At 45.5% G+C, this 18,425-nt stretch carries 7 protein-coding genes, 9 tRNA genes and 6 rRNA genes; all 22 read right to left on the bottom strand.

The annotated features are described in order from the left end of the window. Positions 1 to 9 precede the first annotated feature (9 nt). The 22 genes from AB2Q86_RS01330 to cysK all read right to left on the bottom strand — a co-directional run bounded on the left by AB2Q86_RS01330 (position 10) and on the right by cysK (position 18,386). A complete protein-coding gene (locus AB2Q86_RS01330) occupies positions 10 to 468 on the bottom strand; it encodes a CtsR family transcriptional regulator (protein ID WP_003723894.1) in 459 nt (152 codons plus the stop codon). A gap of 146 nt (positions 469 to 614) precedes the next feature. Then, positions 615 to 730 (bottom strand): 5S ribosomal RNA (gene rrf, locus AB2Q86_RS01325). A gap of 77 nt (positions 731 to 807) precedes the next feature. Then, a 23S ribosomal RNA gene (locus AB2Q86_RS01320) occupies positions 808 to 3,739 on the bottom strand. 246 nt (positions 3,740 to 3,985) lie between these two features. Then, positions 3,986 to 5,535: ribosomal RNA gene (locus tag AB2Q86_RS01315) — 16S ribosomal RNA — on the bottom strand. 274 nt (positions 5,536 to 5,809) lie between these two features. After that, positions 5,810 to 5,885 (bottom strand) — tRNA-Ala (locus tag AB2Q86_RS01310). Between the two features lie 19 nt (positions 5,886 to 5,904). Continuing rightward, a tRNA-Pro gene (locus AB2Q86_RS01305) sits at positions 5,905 to 5,978 on the bottom strand. 10 nt (positions 5,979 to 5,988) lie between these two features. Beyond that, positions 5,989 to 6,062, bottom strand: a tRNA-Arg gene (locus tag AB2Q86_RS01300). 12 nt (positions 6,063 to 6,074) lie between these two features. Then, positions 6,075 to 6,160: transfer RNA gene (locus tag AB2Q86_RS01295), tRNA-Leu, on the bottom strand. Positions 6,161 to 6,181: 21 nt separating this feature from the next. Beyond that, a tRNA-Gly gene (locus AB2Q86_RS01290) sits at positions 6,182 to 6,253 on the bottom strand. Between the two features lie 15 nt (positions 6,254 to 6,268). Then, positions 6,269 to 6,350 (bottom strand) — tRNA-Leu (locus tag AB2Q86_RS01285). A gap of 6 nt (positions 6,351 to 6,356) precedes the next feature. After that, positions 6,357 to 6,429 (bottom strand) — tRNA-Lys (locus AB2Q86_RS01280). Between the two features lie 37 nt (positions 6,430 to 6,466). Further along, a tRNA-Thr gene (locus AB2Q86_RS01275) sits at positions 6,467 to 6,542 on the bottom strand. 8 nt (positions 6,543 to 6,550) lie between these two features. After that, positions 6,551 to 6,623, bottom strand: a tRNA-Val gene (locus AB2Q86_RS01270). Between the two features lie 9 nt (positions 6,624 to 6,632). Continuing rightward, positions 6,633 to 6,748: ribosomal RNA gene (gene rrf, locus AB2Q86_RS01265) — 5S ribosomal RNA — on the bottom strand. A 77-nt stretch (positions 6,749 to 6,825) separates the two neighbouring features. After that, positions 6,826 to 9,757: ribosomal RNA gene (locus tag AB2Q86_RS01260) — 23S ribosomal RNA — on the bottom strand. Positions 9,758 to 10,003: 246 nt separating this feature from the next. Continuing rightward, a 16S ribosomal RNA gene (locus AB2Q86_RS01255) occupies positions 10,004 to 11,553 on the bottom strand. The 16S, 23S and 5S rRNA genes sit together here with 9 tRNA genes alongside, the layout of an rRNA operon. Before the next feature lie 447 nt (positions 11,554 to 12,000). Beyond that, positions 12,001 to 13,497 carry a lysine--tRNA ligase gene (gene lysS, locus AB2Q86_RS01250; RefSeq protein WP_012582078.1) on the bottom strand — a complete coding sequence of 499 codons (1,497 nt, stop codon included), beginning with the start codon at positions 13,495 to 13,497 and terminating at the stop codon, positions 12,001 to 12,003. Positions 13,498 to 13,611: 114 nt separating this feature from the next. Continuing rightward, on the bottom strand, positions 13,612 to 14,607 hold the full coding sequence (gene dusB, locus AB2Q86_RS01245; protein WP_003730677.1) for a tRNA dihydrouridine synthase DusB: 996 nt from the start codon (positions 14,605 to 14,607) through the stop codon (positions 13,612 to 13,614). Positions 14,608 to 14,682: 75 nt separating this feature from the next. Continuing rightward, on the bottom strand, positions 14,683 to 15,162 hold the full coding sequence (gene folK / locus AB2Q86_RS01240; protein ID WP_012582079.1) for a 2-amino-4-hydroxy-6-hydroxymethyldihydropteridine diphosphokinase: 480 nt from the start codon (positions 15,160 to 15,162) through the stop codon (positions 14,683 to 14,685). Then, the gene (folB, locus tag AB2Q86_RS01235) at positions 15,155 to 15,529 is read right to left on the bottom strand and encodes a dihydroneopterin aldolase (protein WP_012582080.1); all 375 of its coding nucleotides are present in this window, start codon (positions 15,527 to 15,529) and stop codon (positions 15,155 to 15,157) included. The genes folK and folB overlap by 8 nt, the downstream gene beginning before the upstream one ends. A 13-nt stretch (positions 15,530 to 15,542) precedes the next feature. Next, entirely contained in the window at positions 15,543 to 16,358 is an 816-nt protein-coding gene (gene folP, locus AB2Q86_RS01230) for a dihydropteroate synthase (RefSeq protein ID WP_077904902.1), read from the bottom strand. A 1,101-nt stretch (positions 16,359 to 17,459) separates the two neighbouring features. Then, positions 17,460 to 18,386 (bottom strand): cysteine synthase A, encoded by a 927-nt coding sequence (gene cysK / locus AB2Q86_RS01225; RefSeq protein WP_012582083.1) that lies wholly within the window; start codon positions 18,384 to 18,386, stop codon positions 17,460 to 17,462. Positions 18,387 to 18,425 lie beyond the last annotated feature (39 nt).

Here is an 18,425-nt window from a genome sequence, read left to right as displayed (position 1 = left end):
CATCACACCTTAATCATATTTCAAAGCAACTAACATCGCCTCTAAAATCCTACTTCTCAAAATATCTCTATCCGGTAAAGGTAAAATTAAAACTTCACGATCTAATGCCGCAACCATCAATCTCGCTTCTTTCTTCGTTATTACTTCTTCTTCAAGCAACCTCAAAATAACATCTTCAGAAAACGATTGAGAGACCTTTTTATCATGAACCATTGAAATAATAGCTTCTAACAATTGAAGTTTATCATTCATTTTCACTTTAATAATTCGAATATATCCACCGCCACCGCGTTTACTTTCAACAATATATCCTCGTTCCATTGTAAACCTAGTGTTTATTACATAGTTTATTTGTGAAGGTACACATTCAAATTTATCTGCAATTTCACTTCTTTTAATTTCAACTGCTTCACTAGACTCCAAAACTTGTTTCAAATAAGCTTCTATAATATCAGAAATATTTTTCATTATAAGGAATCTCCTTTCTAGTTTTTACAAATCACTGACTTTGACTATTTTTGACTTTAATTATACTAGATATCCCTACCTATTAGCAATTTATTTATCCTATACAAACAAAAAAAGCCCTAAATAATTAGGACTTTTTTCAAATTGCCCGGCAGCGACCTACTCTCGCAGGGGGAAGCCCCCAACTACCATTGGCGCAGAGAAGCTTAACTACCGTGTTCGGGATGGGAACGGGTGTGACCTTCTCGCCATAACTACCAGACAATATTGAGTTGTTGAAAGATTGCTCTCTCAAAACTAGAGAAGAAAGTTTTCAGTTAGGTAACTTCGTTTCATTTTTTGGTTAAGTCCTCGATCGATTAGTATTTGTCCGCTCCATGTATCGCTACACTTCCACTCCAAACCTATCTACCTGATCATCTTTCAGGGATCTTACTTTCCGAAGAAATGGGAAATCTCATCTTGAGGGGGGCTTCACGCTTAGATGCTTTCAGCGTTTATCCCTGCCACACATAGCTACCCAGCGATGCTCCTGGCGGAACAACTGGTACACCAGCGGTGTGTCCATCCCGGTCCTCTCGTACTAAGGACAGCTCCTCTCAAATTTCCTGCGCCCGCGACGGATAGGGACCGAACTGTCTCACGACGTTCTGAACCCAGCTCGCGTGCCGCTTTAATGGGCGAACAGCCCAACCCTTGGGACCGACTACAGCCCCAGGATGCGACGAGCCGACATCGAGGTGCCAAACCTCCCCGTCGATGTGGACTCTTGGGGGAGATAAGCCTGTTATCCCCGGGGTAGCTTTTATCCGTTGAGCGATGGCCCTTCCATGCGGAACCACCGGATCACTAAGCCCGACTTTCGTCCCTGCTCGACTTGTCAGTCTCGCAGTCAAGCTCCCTTGTGCCTTTACACTCTGCGAATGATTTCCATCCATTCTGAGGGAACCTTTGGGCGCCTCCGTTACTCTTTAGGAGGCGACCGCCCCAGTCAAACTGCCCACCTGACACTGTCTCCCCACGCGCTAAGCGTGGCGGGTTAGAATGGTCATACAGCCAGGGTAGTATCCCACCATTGCCTCCTCGTATGCTAGCGCACACGTCTCTTCGGCTCCTACCTATCCTGTACAAGCGGTACAAACATTCCATATCAGGTTGCAGTAAAGCTCCACGGGGTCTTTCCGTCCTGTCGCGGGTAACCTGCATCTTCACAGGTACTATAATTTCACCGAGTCTCTCGTTGAGACAGTGCCCAGATCGTTGCGCCTTTCGTGCGGGTCGGAACTTACCCGACAAGGAATTTCGCTACCTTAGGACCGTTATAGTTACGGCCGCCGTTTACTGGGGCTTCAATTCGTACCTTCGCCGAAGCTAAGCACTCCTCTTAACCTTCCAGCACCGGGCAGGCGTCAGCCCCTATACGTCACCTTACGGTTTTGCAGAGACCTGTGTTTTTGCTAAACAGTCGCCTGGGCCTATTCACTGCGGCTCTCTCGGGCTTGCACCCTAATAGAGCACCCCTTCTCCCGAAGTTACGGGGTCATTTTGCCGAGTTCCTTAACGAGAGTTCTCTCGCTCACCTTAGGATTCTCTCCTCATCTACCTGTGTCGGTTTGCGGTACGGGCAGTACTACTCTTCCTAGAGGCTTTTCTTGACAGCGTGAAATCAGGAACTTCCGTACTTAATTTCCTTCCCCATCACAGCTCATGCTTCGCGAGAAGCGGATTTGCCTACTTCTCACACTCACTGCTTGGACGCACATTTCCATTCGTGCGATTCCCTATCCTTCTGTGTCACCCCATCGGTTAAACAATTAGCACTGGTACAGGAATCTCTACCTGTTGTCCATCGCCTACGCCTATCGGCCTCGGCTTAGGTCCCGACTAACCCTGAGCGGACGAGCCTTCCTCAGGAAACCTTAGATATTCGGTGGAAGGGATTCTCACCCTTCTTTCGCTACTCATACCGGCATTCTCACTTCTAAGCGCTCCACCAGTCCTTCCGGTCTGACTTCACCGCCCTTAGAACGCTCTCCTACCACGAACCTCCGAAGAGGTTCATCCACAGTTTCGGTAATATGTTTAGCCCCGGTACATTTTCGGCGCGGGGTCACTCGACCAGTGAGCTATTACGCACTCTTTCAATGGTGGCTGCTTCTAAGCCAACATCCTGGTTGTCTAAGCAACCCCACATCCTTTTCCACTTAACATATATTTGGGGACCTTAACTGGTGGTCTGGGCTGTTTCCCTTTCGACTACGGATCTTATCACTCGCAGTCTGACTCCCGAGTATAAGTACATGGCATTCGGAGTTTATCTGAATTCGGTAACCCGAGAAGGGCCCCTAGTCCAAACAGTGCTCTACCTCCATGACTCTTTACCTCGAGGCTAGCCCTAAAGCTATTTCGGAGAGAACCAGCTATCTCCAAGTTCGATTGGAATTTCTCCGCTACCCACACCTCATCCCCGCACTTTTCAACGTGCGTGGGTTCGGACCTCCAGTAAGTATTACCTTACCTTCATCCTGGACATGGGTAGATCACCTGGTTTCGGGTCTACGACCTGTTACTTATGCGCCCTATTCAGACTCGCTTTCGCTACGGCTCCGCTTTTTCCGCTTAACCTTGCAACAAATCGTAACTCGCCGGTTCATTCTACAAAAGGCACGCTATCACCCATTAACGGGCTCTAACTACTTGTAGGCACACGGTTTCAGGAACTGTTTCACTCCCCTTCCGGGGTGCTTTTCACCTTTCCCTCACGGTACTGGTTCACTATCGGTCACTAGGGAGTATTTAGCCTTGGGAGATGGTCCTCCCGGATTCCGACGGAATTTCACGTGTTCCGCCGTACTCAGGATCCACTCTGGAGGGAAAGCCATTTCAACTACCGGGCTGTTACCGTCTTTGGCGGGCCTTTCCAGACCGCTTCATTTATAACTTTCTTTTGTAACTCCGTATAGAGTGTCCTACAACCCCAAGAAGCAAGCTTCTTGGTTTGGGCTCTTTCCGTTTCGCTCGCCGCTACTCAGGAAATCGATTTTTCTTTCTCTTCCTCCAGGTACTTAGATGTTTCAGTTCCCTGGGTCTGCCTTCCTTACGCTATGTATTCACGTAAGGATACTATCCGACTAAAGATAGTGGGTTCCCCCATTCGGAAATCTCTGGATCAACGCTTACGTACAGCTCCCCAAAGCATATCGGTGTTAGTCCCGTCCTTCTTCGGCTCCTAGTGCCAAGGCATCCACCGTGCGCCCTTTCTAACTTAACCAATTTACTTCTACGAAGTAAAGGTTGTTTTTCTGATTTTCTGTATCAGCGATGATACTTCCAATCAGATGAAAGATTCACTTTCAGATGATTCTCGGTTACTTGTGTCATAGATAATTACTTATCTATGCTAACTTTACTAACTTTCTTATCTAGTTTTCAAAGAACAAACATACTGAGAAGTACTAACCTCTCAAAACTGAACAAATATAGAAGAACGAAAACTCACAGGTTTCCTTTTCCTTAGAAAGGAGGTGATCCAGCCGCACCTTCCGATACGGCTACCTTGTTACGACTTCACCCCAATTATCTGTCCCACCTTCGGCGGCTGGCTCCATAAAGGTTACCCTACCGACTTCGGGTGTTACAAACTCTCGTGGTGTGACGGGCGGTGTGTACAAGGCCCGGGAACGTATTCACCGTGGCATGCTGATCCACGATTACTAGCGATTCCGGCTTCATGTAGGCGAGTTGCAGCCTACAATCCGAACTGAGAATAGTTTTATGGGATTAGCTCCACCTCGCGGCTTCGCGACCCTTTGTACTATCCATTGTAGCACGTGTGTAGCCCAGGTCATAAGGGGCATGATGATTTGACGTCATCCCCACCTTCCTCCGGCTTGCACCGGCAGTCACTTTAGAGTGCCCAACTAAATGCTGGCAACTAAAATCAAGGGTTGCGCTCGTTGCGGGACTTAACCCAACATCTCACGACACGAGCTGACGACAACCATGCACCACCTGTCACTTTGTCCCCGAAGGGAAAGCTCTGTCTCCAGAGTGGTCAAAGGATGTCAAGACCTGGTAAGGTTCTTCGCGTTGCTTCGAATTAAACCACATGCTCCACCGCTTGTGCGGGCCCCCGTCAATTCCTTTGAGTTTCAACCTTGCGGTCGTACTCCCCAGGCGGAGTGCTTAATGCGTTAGCTGCAGCACTAAGGGGCGGAAACCCCCTAACACTTAGCACTCATCGTTTACGGCGTGGACTACCAGGGTATCTAATCCTGTTTGCTCCCCACGCTTTCGCGCCTCAGCGTCAGTTACAGACCAGAGAGTCGCCTTCGCCACTGGTGTTCCTCCACATATCTACGCATTTCACCGCTACACGTGGAATTCCACTCTCCTCTTCTGCACTCCAGTCTTCCAGTTTCCAATGACCCTCCCCGGTTAAGCCGGGGGCTTTCACATCAGACTTAAAAGACCGCCTGCGCGCGCTTTACGCCCAATAAATCCGGACAACGCTTGCCACCTACGTATTACCGCGGCTGCTGGCACGTAGTTAGCCGTGGCTTTCTGGTTAGATACCGTCAAGGGACAAGCAGTTACTCTTATCCTTGTTCTTCTCTAACAACAGTACTTTACGATCCGAAAACCTTCTTCATACACGCGGCGTTGCTCCGTCAGACTTTCGTCCATTGCGGAAGATTCCCTACTGCTGCCTCCCGTAGGAGTCTGGGCCGTGTCTCAGTCCCAGTGTGGCCGATCACCCTCTCAGGTCGGCTATGCATCGTTGCCTTGGTAGGCCATTACCCTACCAACTAGCTAATGCACCGCGGGCCCATCTGTAAGCGATAGCCGAAACCATCTTTCAAAGGCGTGGCATGCGCCACATCTTATCATTCGGTATTAGCCCCGGTTTCCCGGAGTTATCCCCAACTTACAGGCAGGTTGCCCACGTGTTACTCACCCGTCCGCCACTAACATTGGAAGAGCAAGCTCTTCCTCCGTTCGTTCGACTTGCATGTATTAGGCACGCCGCCAGCGTTCGTCCTGAGCCAGGATCAAACTCTCTTTAAAATATAAATTGAATTTGAATACTTATTCAACACCGTGAATAAGATTCCTTGCGTCAAATTGACTTCGCTAGCAATTAAATTACTAGTTTGTTTTGTTGAAAACAGCTTTCTGTTTTCTGCCCTGCGATTACCAGTGAGACTTTACGCCTCATTGCTTTTCGTCTTCTTCTTTGTTCAGTTTTCAAAGGTCACTTTTTCTTTTTCGTCGCCTTTAGCAGCAACTCTTATATCTTACTCTATTTCCTAAACAATGTCAACACATTTTTAGAAATAATTGGTGGAGCCTAGCGGGATCGAACCGCTGACCTCCTGCGTGCAAAGCAGGCGCTCTCCCAGCTGAGCTAAGGCCCCATAATAAAAAAATAAAAAATCGGGAAGACAGGATTCGAACCTGCGACCCCTTGGTCCCAAACCAAGTGCTCTACCAAGCTGAGCTACTTCCCGTTTAATAAAGTGCGCCCAAGAGGAGTCGAACCTCTAACCGCTTGATTCGTAGTCAAGTACTCTATCCAGTTGAGCTATGGGCGCATATAAAAATAATGCCGAGGACCGGAATCGAACCGGTACGGATATCACTATCCGCAGGATTTTAAGTCCTGTGCGTCTGCCAGTTCCGCCACCCCGGCATATTGGAACTTTTGTAAACAAGCGGAAGACGGGGTTCGAACCCGCGACCCCCACCTTGGCAAGGTGATGTTCTACCACTGAACTACTTCCGCATATTTTATAATAAGTGCGGGTGAAGGGACTTGAACCCCCACGCCTCGCGGCGCCAGATCCTAAATCTGGTGCGTCTGCCAATTCCGCCACACCCGCAAAAAGTGAGCCGTGCTGGGTTCGAACCAGCGACCCTCTGATTAAAAGTCAGATGCTCTACCAACTGAGCTAACGGCTCCCTATAATAATATGTATTATTATAAAGATAATATTAATGGTGCCGGCTGCAAGAGTCGAACTCGCGACCTACTGATTACAAATCAGTTGCTCTACCAACTGAGCTAAGCCGGCATAAAAAATGGAGGTTAACGGGATCGAACCGCTGACCCTCTGCTTGTAAGGCAGATGCTCTCCCAGCTGAGCTAAACCTCCAGAAATACTGCCCGGCAGCGACCTACTCTCGCAGGGGGAAGCCCCCAACTACCATTGGCGCAGAGAAGCTTAACTACCGTGTTCGGGATGGGAACGGGTGTGACCTTCTCGCCATAACTACCAGACAATATTGAGTTGTTGAAAGATTGCTCTCTCAAAACTAGAGAAGAAAGTTTTCAGTTAGGTAACTTCGTTTCATTTTTTGGTTAAGTCCTCGATCGATTAGTATTTGTCCGCTCCATGTATCGCTACACTTCCACTCCAAACCTATCTACCTGATCATCTTTCAGGGATCTTACTTTCCGAAGAAATGGGAAATCTCATCTTGAGGGGGGCTTCACGCTTAGATGCTTTCAGCGTTTATCCCTGCCACACATAGCTACCCAGCGATGCTCCTGGCGGAACAACTGGTACACCAGCGGTGTGTCCATCCCGGTCCTCTCGTACTAAGGACAGCTCCTCTCAAATTTCCTGCGCCCGCGACGGATAGGGACCGAACTGTCTCACGACGTTCTGAACCCAGCTCGCGTGCCGCTTTAATGGGCGAACAGCCCAACCCTTGGGACCGACTACAGCCCCAGGATGCGACGAGCCGACATCGAGGTGCCAAACCTCCCCGTCGATGTGGACTCTTGGGGGAGATAAGCCTGTTATCCCCGGGGTAGCTTTTATCCGTTGAGCGATGGCCCTTCCATGCGGAACCACCGGATCACTAAGCCCGACTTTCGTCCCTGCTCGACTTGTCAGTCTCGCAGTCAAGCTCCCTTGTGCCTTTACACTCTGCGAATGATTTCCATCCATTCTGAGGGAACCTTTGGGCGCCTCCGTTACTCTTTAGGAGGCGACCGCCCCAGTCAAACTGCCCACCTGACACTGTCTCCCCACGCGCTAAGCGTGGCGGGTTAGAATGGTCATACAGCCAGGGTAGTATCCCACCATTGCCTCCTCGTATGCTAGCGCACACGTCTCTTCGGCTCCTACCTATCCTGTACAAGCGGTACAAACATTCCATATCAGGTTGCAGTAAAGCTCCACGGGGTCTTTCCGTCCTGTCGCGGGTAACCTGCATCTTCACAGGTACTATAATTTCACCGAGTCTCTCGTTGAGACAGTGCCCAGATCGTTGCGCCTTTCGTGCGGGTCGGAACTTACCCGACAAGGAATTTCGCTACCTTAGGACCGTTATAGTTACGGCCGCCGTTTACTGGGGCTTCAATTCGTACCTTCGCCGAAGCTAAGCACTCCTCTTAACCTTCCAGCACCGGGCAGGCGTCAGCCCCTATACGTCACCTTACGGTTTTGCAGAGACCTGTGTTTTTGCTAAACAGTCGCCTGGGCCTATTCACTGCGGCTCTCTCGGGCTTGCACCCTAATAGAGCACCCCTTCTCCCGAAGTTACGGGGTCATTTTGCCGAGTTCCTTAACGAGAGTTCTCTCGCTCACCTTAGGATTCTCTCCTCATCTACCTGTGTCGGTTTGCGGTACGGGCAGTACTACTCTTCCTAGAGGCTTTTCTTGACAGCGTGAAATCAGGAACTTCCGTACTTAATTTCCTTCCCCATCACAGCTCATGCTTCGCGAGAAGCGGATTTGCCTACTTCTCACACTCACTGCTTGGACGCACATTTCCATTCGTGCGATTCCCTATCCTTCTGTGTCACCCCATCGGTTAAACAATTAGCACTGGTACAGGAATCTCTACCTGTTGTCCATCGCCTACGCCTATCGGCCTCGGCTTAGGTCCCGACTAACCCTGAGCGGACGAGCCTTCCTCAGGAAACCTTAGATATTCGGTGGAAGGGATTCTCACCCTTCTTTCGCTACTCATACCGGCATTCTCACTTCTAAGCGCTCCACCAGTCCTTCCGGTCTGACTTCACCGCCCTTAGAACGCTCTCCTACCACGAACCTCCGAAGAGGTTCATCCACAGTTTCGGTAATATGTTTAGCCCCGGTACATTTTCGGCGCGGGGTCACTCGACCAGTGAGCTATTACGCACTCTTTCAATGGTGGCTGCTTCTAAGCCAACATCCTGGTTGTCTAAGCAACCCCACATCCTTTTCCACTTAACATATATTTGGGGACCTTAACTGGTGGTCTGGGCTGTTTCCCTTTCGACTACGGATCTTATCACTCGCAGTCTGACTCCCGAGTATAAGTACATGGCATTCGGAGTTTATCTGAATTCGGTAACCCGAGAAGGGCCCCTAGTCCAAACAGTGCTCTACCTCCATGACTCTTTACCTCGAGGCTAGCCCTAAAGCTATTTCGGAGAGAACCAGCTATCTCCAAGTTCGATTGGAATTTCTCCGCTACCCACACCTCATCCCCGCACTTTTCAACGTGCGTGGGTTCGGACCTCCAGTAAGTATTACCTTACCTTCATCCTGGACATGGGTAGATCACCTGGTTTCGGGTCTACGACCTGTTACTTATGCGCCCTATTCAGACTCGCTTTCGCTACGGCTCCGCTTTTTCCGCTTAACCTTGCAACAAATCGTAACTCGCCGGTTCATTCTACAAAAGGCACGCTATCACCCATTAACGGGCTCTAACTACTTGTAGGCACACGGTTTCAGGAACTGTTTCACTCCCCTTCCGGGGTGCTTTTCACCTTTCCCTCACGGTACTGGTTCACTATCGGTCACTAGGGAGTATTTAGCCTTGGGAGATGGTCCTCCCGGATTCCGACGGAATTTCACGTGTTCCGCCGTACTCAGGATCCACTCTGGAGGGAAAGCCATTTCAACTACCGGGCTGTTACCGTCTTTGGCGGGCCTTTCCAGACCGCTTCATTTATAACTTTCTTTTGTAACTCCGTATAGAGTGTCCTACAACCCCAAGAAGCAAGCTTCTTGGTTTGGGCTCTTTCCGTTTCGCTCGCCGCTACTCAGGAAATCGATTTTTCTTTCTCTTCCTCCAGGTACTTAGATGTTTCAGTTCCCTGGGTCTGCCTTCCTTACGCTATGTATTCACGTAAGGATACTATCCGACTAAAGATAGTGGGTTCCCCCATTCGGAAATCTCTGGATCAACGCTTACGTACAGCTCCCCAAAGCATATCGGTGTTAGTCCCGTCCTTCTTCGGCTCCTAGTGCCAAGGCATCCACCGTGCGCCCTTTCTAACTTAACCAATTTACTTCTACGAAGTAAAGGTTGTTTTTCTGATTTTCTGTATCAGCGATGATACTTCCAATCAGATGAAAGATTCACTTTCAGATGATTCTCGGTTACTTGTGTCATAGATAATTACTTATCTATGCTAACTTTACTAACTTTCTTATCTAGTTTTCAAAGAACAAACATACTGAGAAGTACTAACCTCTCAAAACTGAACAAATATAGAAGAACGAAAACTCACAGGTTTCCTTTTCCTTAGAAAGGAGGTGATCCAGCCGCACCTTCCGATACGGCTACCTTGTTACGACTTCACCCCAATTATCTGTCCCACCTTCGGCGGCTGGCTCCATAAAGGTTACCCTACCGACTTCGGGTGTTACAAACTCTCGTGGTGTGACGGGCGGTGTGTACAAGGCCCGGGAACGTATTCACCGTGGCATGCTGATCCACGATTACTAGCGATTCCGGCTTCATGTAGGCGAGTTGCAGCCTACAATCCGAACTGAGAATAGTTTTATGGGATTAGCTCCACCTCGCGGCTTCGCGACCCTTTGTACTATCCATTGTAGCACGTGTGTAGCCCAGGTCATAAGGGGCATGATGATTTGACGTCATCCCCACCTTCCTCCGGCTTGCACCGGCAGTCACTTTAGAGTGCCCAACTAAATGCTGGCAACTAAAATCAAGGGTTGCGCTCGTTGCGGGACTTAACCCAACATCTCACGACACGAGCTGACGACAACCATGCACCACCTGTCACTTTGTCCCCGAAGGGAAAGCTCTGTCTCCAGAGTGGTCAAAGGATGTCAAGACCTGGTAAGGTTCTTCGCGTTGCTTCGAATTAAACCACATGCTCCACCGCTTGTGCGGGCCCCCGTCAATTCCTTTGAGTTTCAACCTTGCGGTCGTACTCCCCAGGCGGAGTGCTTAATGCGTTAGCTGCAGCACTAAGGGGCGGAAACCCCCTAACACTTAGCACTCATCGTTTACGGCGTGGACTACCAGGGTATCTAATCCTGTTTGCTCCCCACGCTTTCGCGCCTCAGCGTCAGTTACAGACCAGAGAGTCGCCTTCGCCACTGGTGTTCCTCCACATATCTACGCATTTCACCGCTACACGTGGAATTCCACTCTCCTCTTCTGCACTCCAGTCTTCCAGTTTCCAATGACCCTCCCCGGTTAAGCCGGGGGCTTTCACATCAGACTTAAAAGACCGCCTGCGCGCGCTTTACGCCCAATAAATCCGGACAACGCTTGCCACCTACGTATTACCGCGGCTGCTGGCACGTAGTTAGCCGTGGCTTTCTGGTTAGATACCGTCAAGGGACAAGCAGTTACTCTTATCCTTGTTCTTCTCTAACAACAGTACTTTACGATCCGAAAACCTTCTTCATACACGCGGCGTTGCTCCGTCAGACTTTCGTCCATTGCGGAAGATTCCCTACTGCTGCCTCCCGTAGGAGTCTGGGCCGTGTCTCAGTCCCAGTGTGGCCGATCACCCTCTCAGGTCGGCTATGCATCGTTGCCTTGGTAGGCCATTACCCTACCAACTAGCTAATGCACCGCGGGCCCATCTGTAAGCGATAGCCGAAACCATCTTTCAAAGGCGTGGCATGCGCCACATCTTATCATTCGGTATTAGCCCCGGTTTCCCGGAGTTATCCCCAACTTACAGGCAGGTTGCCCACGTGTTACTCACCCGTCCGCCACTAACATTGGAAGAGCAAGCTCTTCCTCCGTTCGTTCGACTTGCATGTATTAGGCACGCCGCCAGCGTTCGTCCTGAGCCAGGATCAAACTCTCTTTAAAATATAAATTGAATTTGAATACTTATTCAACACCGTGAATAAGATTCCTTGCGTCAAATTGACTTCGCTAGCAATTAAATTACTAGTTTGTTTTGTTGAAAACAGCTTTCTGTTTTCTGCCCTGCGATTACCAGTGAGACTTTACGTCTCATTGCTTTTCGTCTTCTTCTTTGTTCAGTTTTCAAAGGTCACTTTTTCTTTTTCGTCGCCTTTAGCAGCAACTCTTATATCTTACTCTATCCAACCATCAAAGTCAAGAAGTTTTTTCAAAAAAATTTAATTTCTTGAAGAACATTTTGCGTTTGTTTAACTGGAACGTTTATAAATATATCATGTTTTTATAGGTATTGCAAGCATATTTTAAGAAAAAGTTTCTCTTTGGCAAATTTGTTTTTTTCTGAGAAAATAACAAAAACCAGAACCAACATAATCGGTTCTGGTTTTTTGGTTAATCGCGGTGTTTCATAGTTGGGAATAGCAGAATATCTCGAATAGATGGAGCATTTGTTAATAGCATTACCAAGCGATCTACACCTATTCCAAGTCCACCAGTTGGCGGCAAACCATATTCTAATGCTTCAAGGAAGTCAGCATCCATTCCGTGCGCTTCATCATTCCCTTGTTCACGTTCTTTCATTTGTGCTTCAAAACGTTCTCTTTGATCGATAGGATCGTTTAATTCTGAAAATGCATTTGCATGTTCGCGACCAACGATAAATAACTCAAAGCGGTCGGTGAAACGTTCATCTTCTTTGTTTTTCTTCGCCAATGGAGAAATCTCTACTGGGTGTCCGTAAACAAATGTTGGTTGAATAAGTTTTTCTTCTACGTGTGTTTCAAAAAACTCATTTAAGATGTGTCCGTATGTCATGTGTTCTGTTACAGGTACATCGTGTTTTTTAGCAAGTTCGCGCGCTTCCTCATCGGAAGTTACGTTCCAGAAATCCACGCCTACATATTCTTTTACAGCATCTGCCATGTGGATGCGGCGCCAGTTCGGAGTTAAATCTACTTTGTATTCGCCGTATGTTATTTCTGTTGTTCCATTTACTTGTTTACATACTGTAGATACTAAACCTTCTACTAGGTTCATAACATCTTCGTAATCTTCATATGCTGCATAGGATTCTAGCATTGTAAATTCTGGGTTGTGTCGTGTGGATGTTCCTTCATTACGGAAAACACGGCCTATTTCATATACTTTATCCATCCCACCGACAATCAGGCGTTTCAGATGAAGTTCTAATGCAATTCGTAAGTAAAGTTCCATATCAAGTGCGTTATGGTGTGTAATGAACGGTTTCGCAGCGGCCCCACCTGCAATCGTGTGAAGTACTGGTGTTTCAACTTCCAAGAAACCTTGGCTATCCATATAGTCACGTGTGTATTTCAAAATTTTACTACGCATTACGAAGCGGTTTTGACTTTCTTCGTTTGTGATTAAATCTAAGTAGCGTTGACGGTAGCGTTGTTCTACGTCTTTTAAGCCATGGTATTTATCAGGAAGCGGACGCAGTGATTTAGATAATAGCGTGAACTCTGTTGCTTTAACAGAAAGCTCACCTGTATTGGTACGGAAAATAGTTCCTTTTATACCAATAATGTCGCCTAAATCTGCTAATTTGAAAACTGCATATGCATCTTCGCCAATCGCATCTTTGCGGATATAGATTTGTAATTGATGGAAACGGTCTTGAATATGCGTGAAACCTACTTTACCTTTTACACGCTTTGTCATAATACGGCCTGCTACAGAAACTTCAATAGCATCTTCTTCAAGTTCTTCTTTTGATTTATCAGCGAATTTTGTTTCAATTTCTTCCGGGCTGATGGAACGGATGAATTTTTCGCCAAAAGGATCTATGCCTTCTTCGCGTAATATGTCCACTTTTTCGCGACGGACGATGAGTTGGTCATTTAGTTCTTCATGATTCTCGTTACTCATATAGGTACACTCCTATTCTATTCATTTCTACAGATGTTTCCATTATACGCTTTTTTGGTCTTGTTTTTCTAGTATAAATTTAAAAATTGCCCCGAAATCTCGAGGCAATCCTAATTAGTCTTGTTTTGCTAATGCTTTTTCTTCATATTGAAGAACAAATTCATTTAAAATTGCTTCCATTTCTGCTTGTTTTGTTGCTTGGTTAGCAGCTACTTTGGCGCGCGTACTTCCTCGAGCACCTTTTAGGTAGTATGCTGCATGTTGTCTGAATTCACGTACTGCGATGTTTTCACCTTTTAACTCGACTAAGCGATTTAGATGAAGCATGGCAGTTTGCATTTTTTCGCGTGGTTCTGGTTCTGGAAGAAGTTCGCCTGTTTCTAAAAATTTGACAGTGCGGTAAATCATCCACGGATTTCCTAGAGCAGCGCGGCCAATCATTACGCCATCAGCGCCAGTATGTTCTAAAATTCTTTTTGCGTCTTCAGGTGTTCTGACGTCACCATTCGCCATGAACGGGATTTTAAGTTCGCGTTTTACGTCTCTAAGTACATCCCAGTTCGCGCTACCTTCGTACATTTGCACACGAGTCCGACCGTGCATTGCAACAGCAGCAGCTCCGGCGCGTTCAGCAGCAAGCGCATTTTCAATAGCGAAGACATGCTCTTCGTCCCAACCGATACGCATTTTCACTGTTACTGGTTTATCTACAGCATCGACAACAGCTGCTACCATATCATACACTTTATTTGGGTCAAGTAGCCATTTCGCACCAGCTTCACATTTGATGATTTTATTTACCGGACACCCCATATTAATATCAATAATATCTGCCGTTGTATTTTCAGCTACGAATTTCGCAGCTTCTACAAGCGTTTCTTTCTCACCACCAAAAATTTGTAAGCTCAGTGGTTTTTCTTTTTCATCAATATATAGCATATCAAGCGTTTTAGCATTACGGTATGCGATTCCTTTGTCACTAATCATTTCACAGCAAACGAGGCCTGCTCCGAATTCTTTGACAGTTAGACGGAATGCGGAATTGGATATACCGGCCATCGGCGCCACAACTACTTGGTTTTTAATTTCTACGTTACCTATTTTAAACATTAATGGTAAACCCCTTCCTCTTAAATTGCGCTAGTGATATGTTATCATAATCAGTTTTTTCTGCAAGTGCCAATTTTACCAGTTGACTTGATTTTTTATTTTCCGAACACCTTGTTCTTCCAAAATGGCTGGATTATCTACAAGATTGCTTTTTTCTGGTGAAATCTCTATTAATGGAATCAGCACAAAAGCGCGTTCTTTCATATAAGGATGTGGGATTTTCAGCTTTTCTGTGTCGATTTTAACATCATCATATAATAAAACATCAATATCAATGAGTCGCGGACCCCACTTAAACAATCGAACTCGCCCCAATTCAAGTTCGAGCGCGAGGCAAAAATCTAGTAAATCAACTGGCGGAAAATCCGTTTCAATTTCTACAGTGATATTTAAAAATGCCGCTTGATCTTCGTAACCTACTGCATCTGTTTCGTATACACTAGATACGTTGGTAATTTTAATTTTATCTGAGGCAGCTAAACCACTTAGTGCGTCATTTAAATTTTCTAAACGTTCGCCAATGTTTGTACCAATTGACAAAAATGCTTTAGCCATTCAAATCACTTCTTTTACGTTCAATTTCTACTGCAACAGAATCATAATGTCCCGGAATTGGAGGGTTTGGTTTAATAAGTTTTACAGTCACTTCTTCTAATAGAGGATAATCAGTTAAAACTTCCGTTGCAATTTTTTCGGCTAGCGCCTCGATTAATTTGAATGGCGTTCCTTCTACTATTTCTTTTACTGTTTCATAAACTTCTGCATAGCTGACTGTGTCGTCTACGCTATCCGATATTCCTGCTTTTTTAGTAGAAAGACCGAGAATAAGCGAGACTCTAAATGTTTGTCCTAACTTTGTTTCTTCCGCTAAAACTCCGTGGTATCCGTAAAACACTAATTCATTTAAATAAATTTTATCCAACTAAAGCACCTCTTTATAATTTTGTAATATCTAATTTGCCAGTAATCGCGTCTGTCATTCTTACCATGCGCGCAATTGGAAGTACATCGTGTACACGAGTAATTGTGCAACCTTTCGAAAATCCGTAAACGGTTGTCGCTCCAGTTCCTTCCATTCTATCCTCGGGAGTAGTTCCTAAGACGAGACCAATTGTCGACTTTCTACTCGTACCAAGTAAAACCTCGTAACCAAGCGCCACTATCTCATCAATGCGTCGTAACACTTCTAAATTCTGCGCAGGTGTCTTAACAAAACCGAAACCCGGATCAAGAATAATATGTTCATCTGGCACGGATGCCGCTTTAGCAATTGCAACACTTTCTAATAAGTCTTTCTTCACATCTTCCAGAAAATTATCGTATTGCGTGTTTTCTCGGTTGTGCATCAAACAAATTGGCACGTTATATTTCGCAGCTACTTCCGCAATTTTTGGTTCTTTTTTGGCACCCCATTGATCATTTATCATATTAGCTCCTGCTAAAATAGCTTTTTCAGCCACTTCGGCACGCCAAGTATCAACAGAAATCCATATATCCGGAAGTTTTGTCCTAACAGCTTTAATGACAGGAATAATTCTAGTAAGTTCTTCCTCAGGTGTTACCTCTGAAAAACCAGGCCGAGTAGATATCCCACCAACGTCAATGATCGCCGCTCCGTCTTCTGCCATTTGCAACGCTCGATTCACCGCTTCTTCCACTTGCATATATTTCCCGCCATCCGAAAAAGAGTCTGGCGTAACATTCAGTATCCCCATGACCATACCTAAGTGATCCCTTTTCCACTTCTTCAAGCCCAAACACCTCTTTCCGAGATTTATTATAGCAGAATTCAGTGATTTTAGCGCACAAAAAAACCGATGCGGAAAAGGGAGTAAACCGCATCGGTCAAAAAGGGAGTTTGGGATCTTCATTCTAAAAGGGGGGAGAAGAATGAAAATGTTTTGCTTGTTGTTAGCTTATGATTATATATTAACTAAGTTTTTGGTGGATATGCTGTGATATTTGTTAAAGTTTCATGAGATTTTTCGGTTTTTCTTTTCATTTTCGGGCATTAAAAAACCAGTGTGGAAAAAGGGAGTAAACCACACTGGTCAAAAAGGGAGTTTGGGATTTTCATTCTAAAAAGGGGAAAGAATGAAAATGTTTTGCTTGTTGTTAGCTTATGATTATATATTAACCAAGTTTTTGGTGGATATGCTGTGATATTTGTTAGAGTTTCATGAGATTTTTCGGTTTTTCTTTTCATTTTTTGGCATTAAAAAACCAGTGTGGAAAAAGGGAGTAAACCACACTGGTCAAAAAGGGAGTTTGGGATTTTCATTCTAAAAAGGGGAAAGAATGAAAATGTTTTGCTTGTTGTTAGCTTATGATTATATATTAACCAAGTTTTTGGTGGATATGCTGTGATATTTGTTAGAGTTTCATGAGATTTTTCGGTTTTTCTTTTCATTTTTTGGCATTAAAAAACCAGTGTGGAAAAAGGGAGTAAACCACACTGGTCAAAAAGGGAGTTTGGGATTTTCATTCTAAAAAGGGGAAAGAATGAAAATGTTTTGCTTGTTGTTAGCTTATGATTATATATTAACCAAGTTTTTGGTGGATATGCTGTGATATTTGTTAGAGTTTCATGAGATTTTTCGGTTTTTCTTTTCATTTTTTGGCATTAAAAAACCAGTGTGGAAAAAGGGAGTAAACCACACTGGTCAAAAAGGGAGTTTGGGATTTTCATTCTAAAAAGGGGAAAGAATGAAATGTTTTGCTTGTTGTTAGCTTATGACTATATATTAACCAAGAAAAGAAAATTTCCGCTGTGCGTTTGATTAGAAAATAGTAAGAAATGCATTTATTTCTTTTCATAAAAAAGAACCTAGAAAATCTAGGCTCTCTGATTATTAATCTTCAAAATTATAAAGAGGTGTACTTAGGTAGCGTTCGCCGTTACTTGCAACGATTGCGAGTACTTTTTTGCCAGCGCCAAGTTCTTTTGCAAGGTCTAGAGCCGCTTTAACAGTTGCTCCGGAAGAAATACCTACTAAGATACCTTCTTTTTTCGCTACTTCGCGTGCTGTTTCTAGAGCATCTTCACTTGAAACTTTTAGAATCCCATCATACACTTTTGTATCTAATGTATCTGGAACGAAGCCTGCACCGATACCTTGAATTTTATGAGGTGATGGAGAACCACCGCTAAGCACTGGGGATTCTTCTGGTTCAAGGGCATAGATTTTAACATCTGGGTAGTTCTTTTTAAGCACGTGTCCTACACCAGTTACTGTTCCACCTGTTCCAACTCCCGCGATGAAAGCATCTAACCCATCTTTACCGAAAGCTTCAACGATTTCTGGTCCAGTTGTTTCTTCATGAACAGCTGGGTTTGCTGGGTTGTGGAATTGTTGTGGGACAAAATAGTTATTTTCTTTTGCAAGTTCTTCCGCTTTAGCAATTGCGCCTTTCATGCCGTCTGAGCCTGGTGTTAAGACTAATTTTGCACCGTAAGCTTGAAGTAATTTGCGACGTTCTAAGCTCATTGTTTCTGGCATTACGAAGATTGCTTGGTAGCCTTTTGCCGCTGCTACCATTGCTAGGCCGATACCAGTGTTACCACTTGTTGGCTCAATAATTGTGTCGCCTGGTTTTAATGCACCTGATTTTTCAGCGCTTTCGATCATCGCGTTAGCAATACGGTCTTTTACGCTGCCACCTGGATTTTGGAATTCTAATTTTACATATACATCGGCGCTTCCTGCTTCTGGTAAACGATTAAGTTTCACAATAGGTGTCTTTCCAATTAAATCAGTGATTGAATTTGCAATTGTCATTATTAAAGCACTCCTATCTATTTTAGGTCTTTCATCTAG

Source organism: Listeria monocytogenes, from assembly GCF_041765605.1.
GTDB lineage: Bacteria > Bacillota > Bacilli > Lactobacillales > Listeriaceae > Listeria > Listeria monocytogenes_D.
Note: the sequence above shows the minus strand (reverse complement) of the source record. Positions and strands in the feature narration are given on the sequence as shown.

Bases quoted from the DNA above. Each gene is read 5' to 3' on its own strand.
- AB2Q86_RS01330 (WP_003723894.1), bottom strand. From the start codon at position 468: ATGAAAAATATTTCTGATATTATAGAAGCTTATTTGAAACAAGTTTTG.
- lysS (WP_012582078.1), bottom strand. From the start codon at position 13,497: ATGAGTAACGAGAATCATGAAGAACTAAATGACCAACTCATCGTCCGT.
- folK (WP_012582079.1), bottom strand. From the start codon at position 15,162: ATGGCTAAAGCATTTTTGTCAATTGGTACAAACATTGGCGAACGTTTA.
- dusB (WP_003730677.1), bottom strand. From the start codon at position 14,607: ATGTTTAAAATAGGTAACGTAGAAATTAAAAACCAAGTAGTTGTGGCG.
- cysK (WP_012582083.1), bottom strand. From the start codon at position 18,386: ATGACAATTGCAAATTCAATCACTGATTTAATTGGAAAGACACCTATT.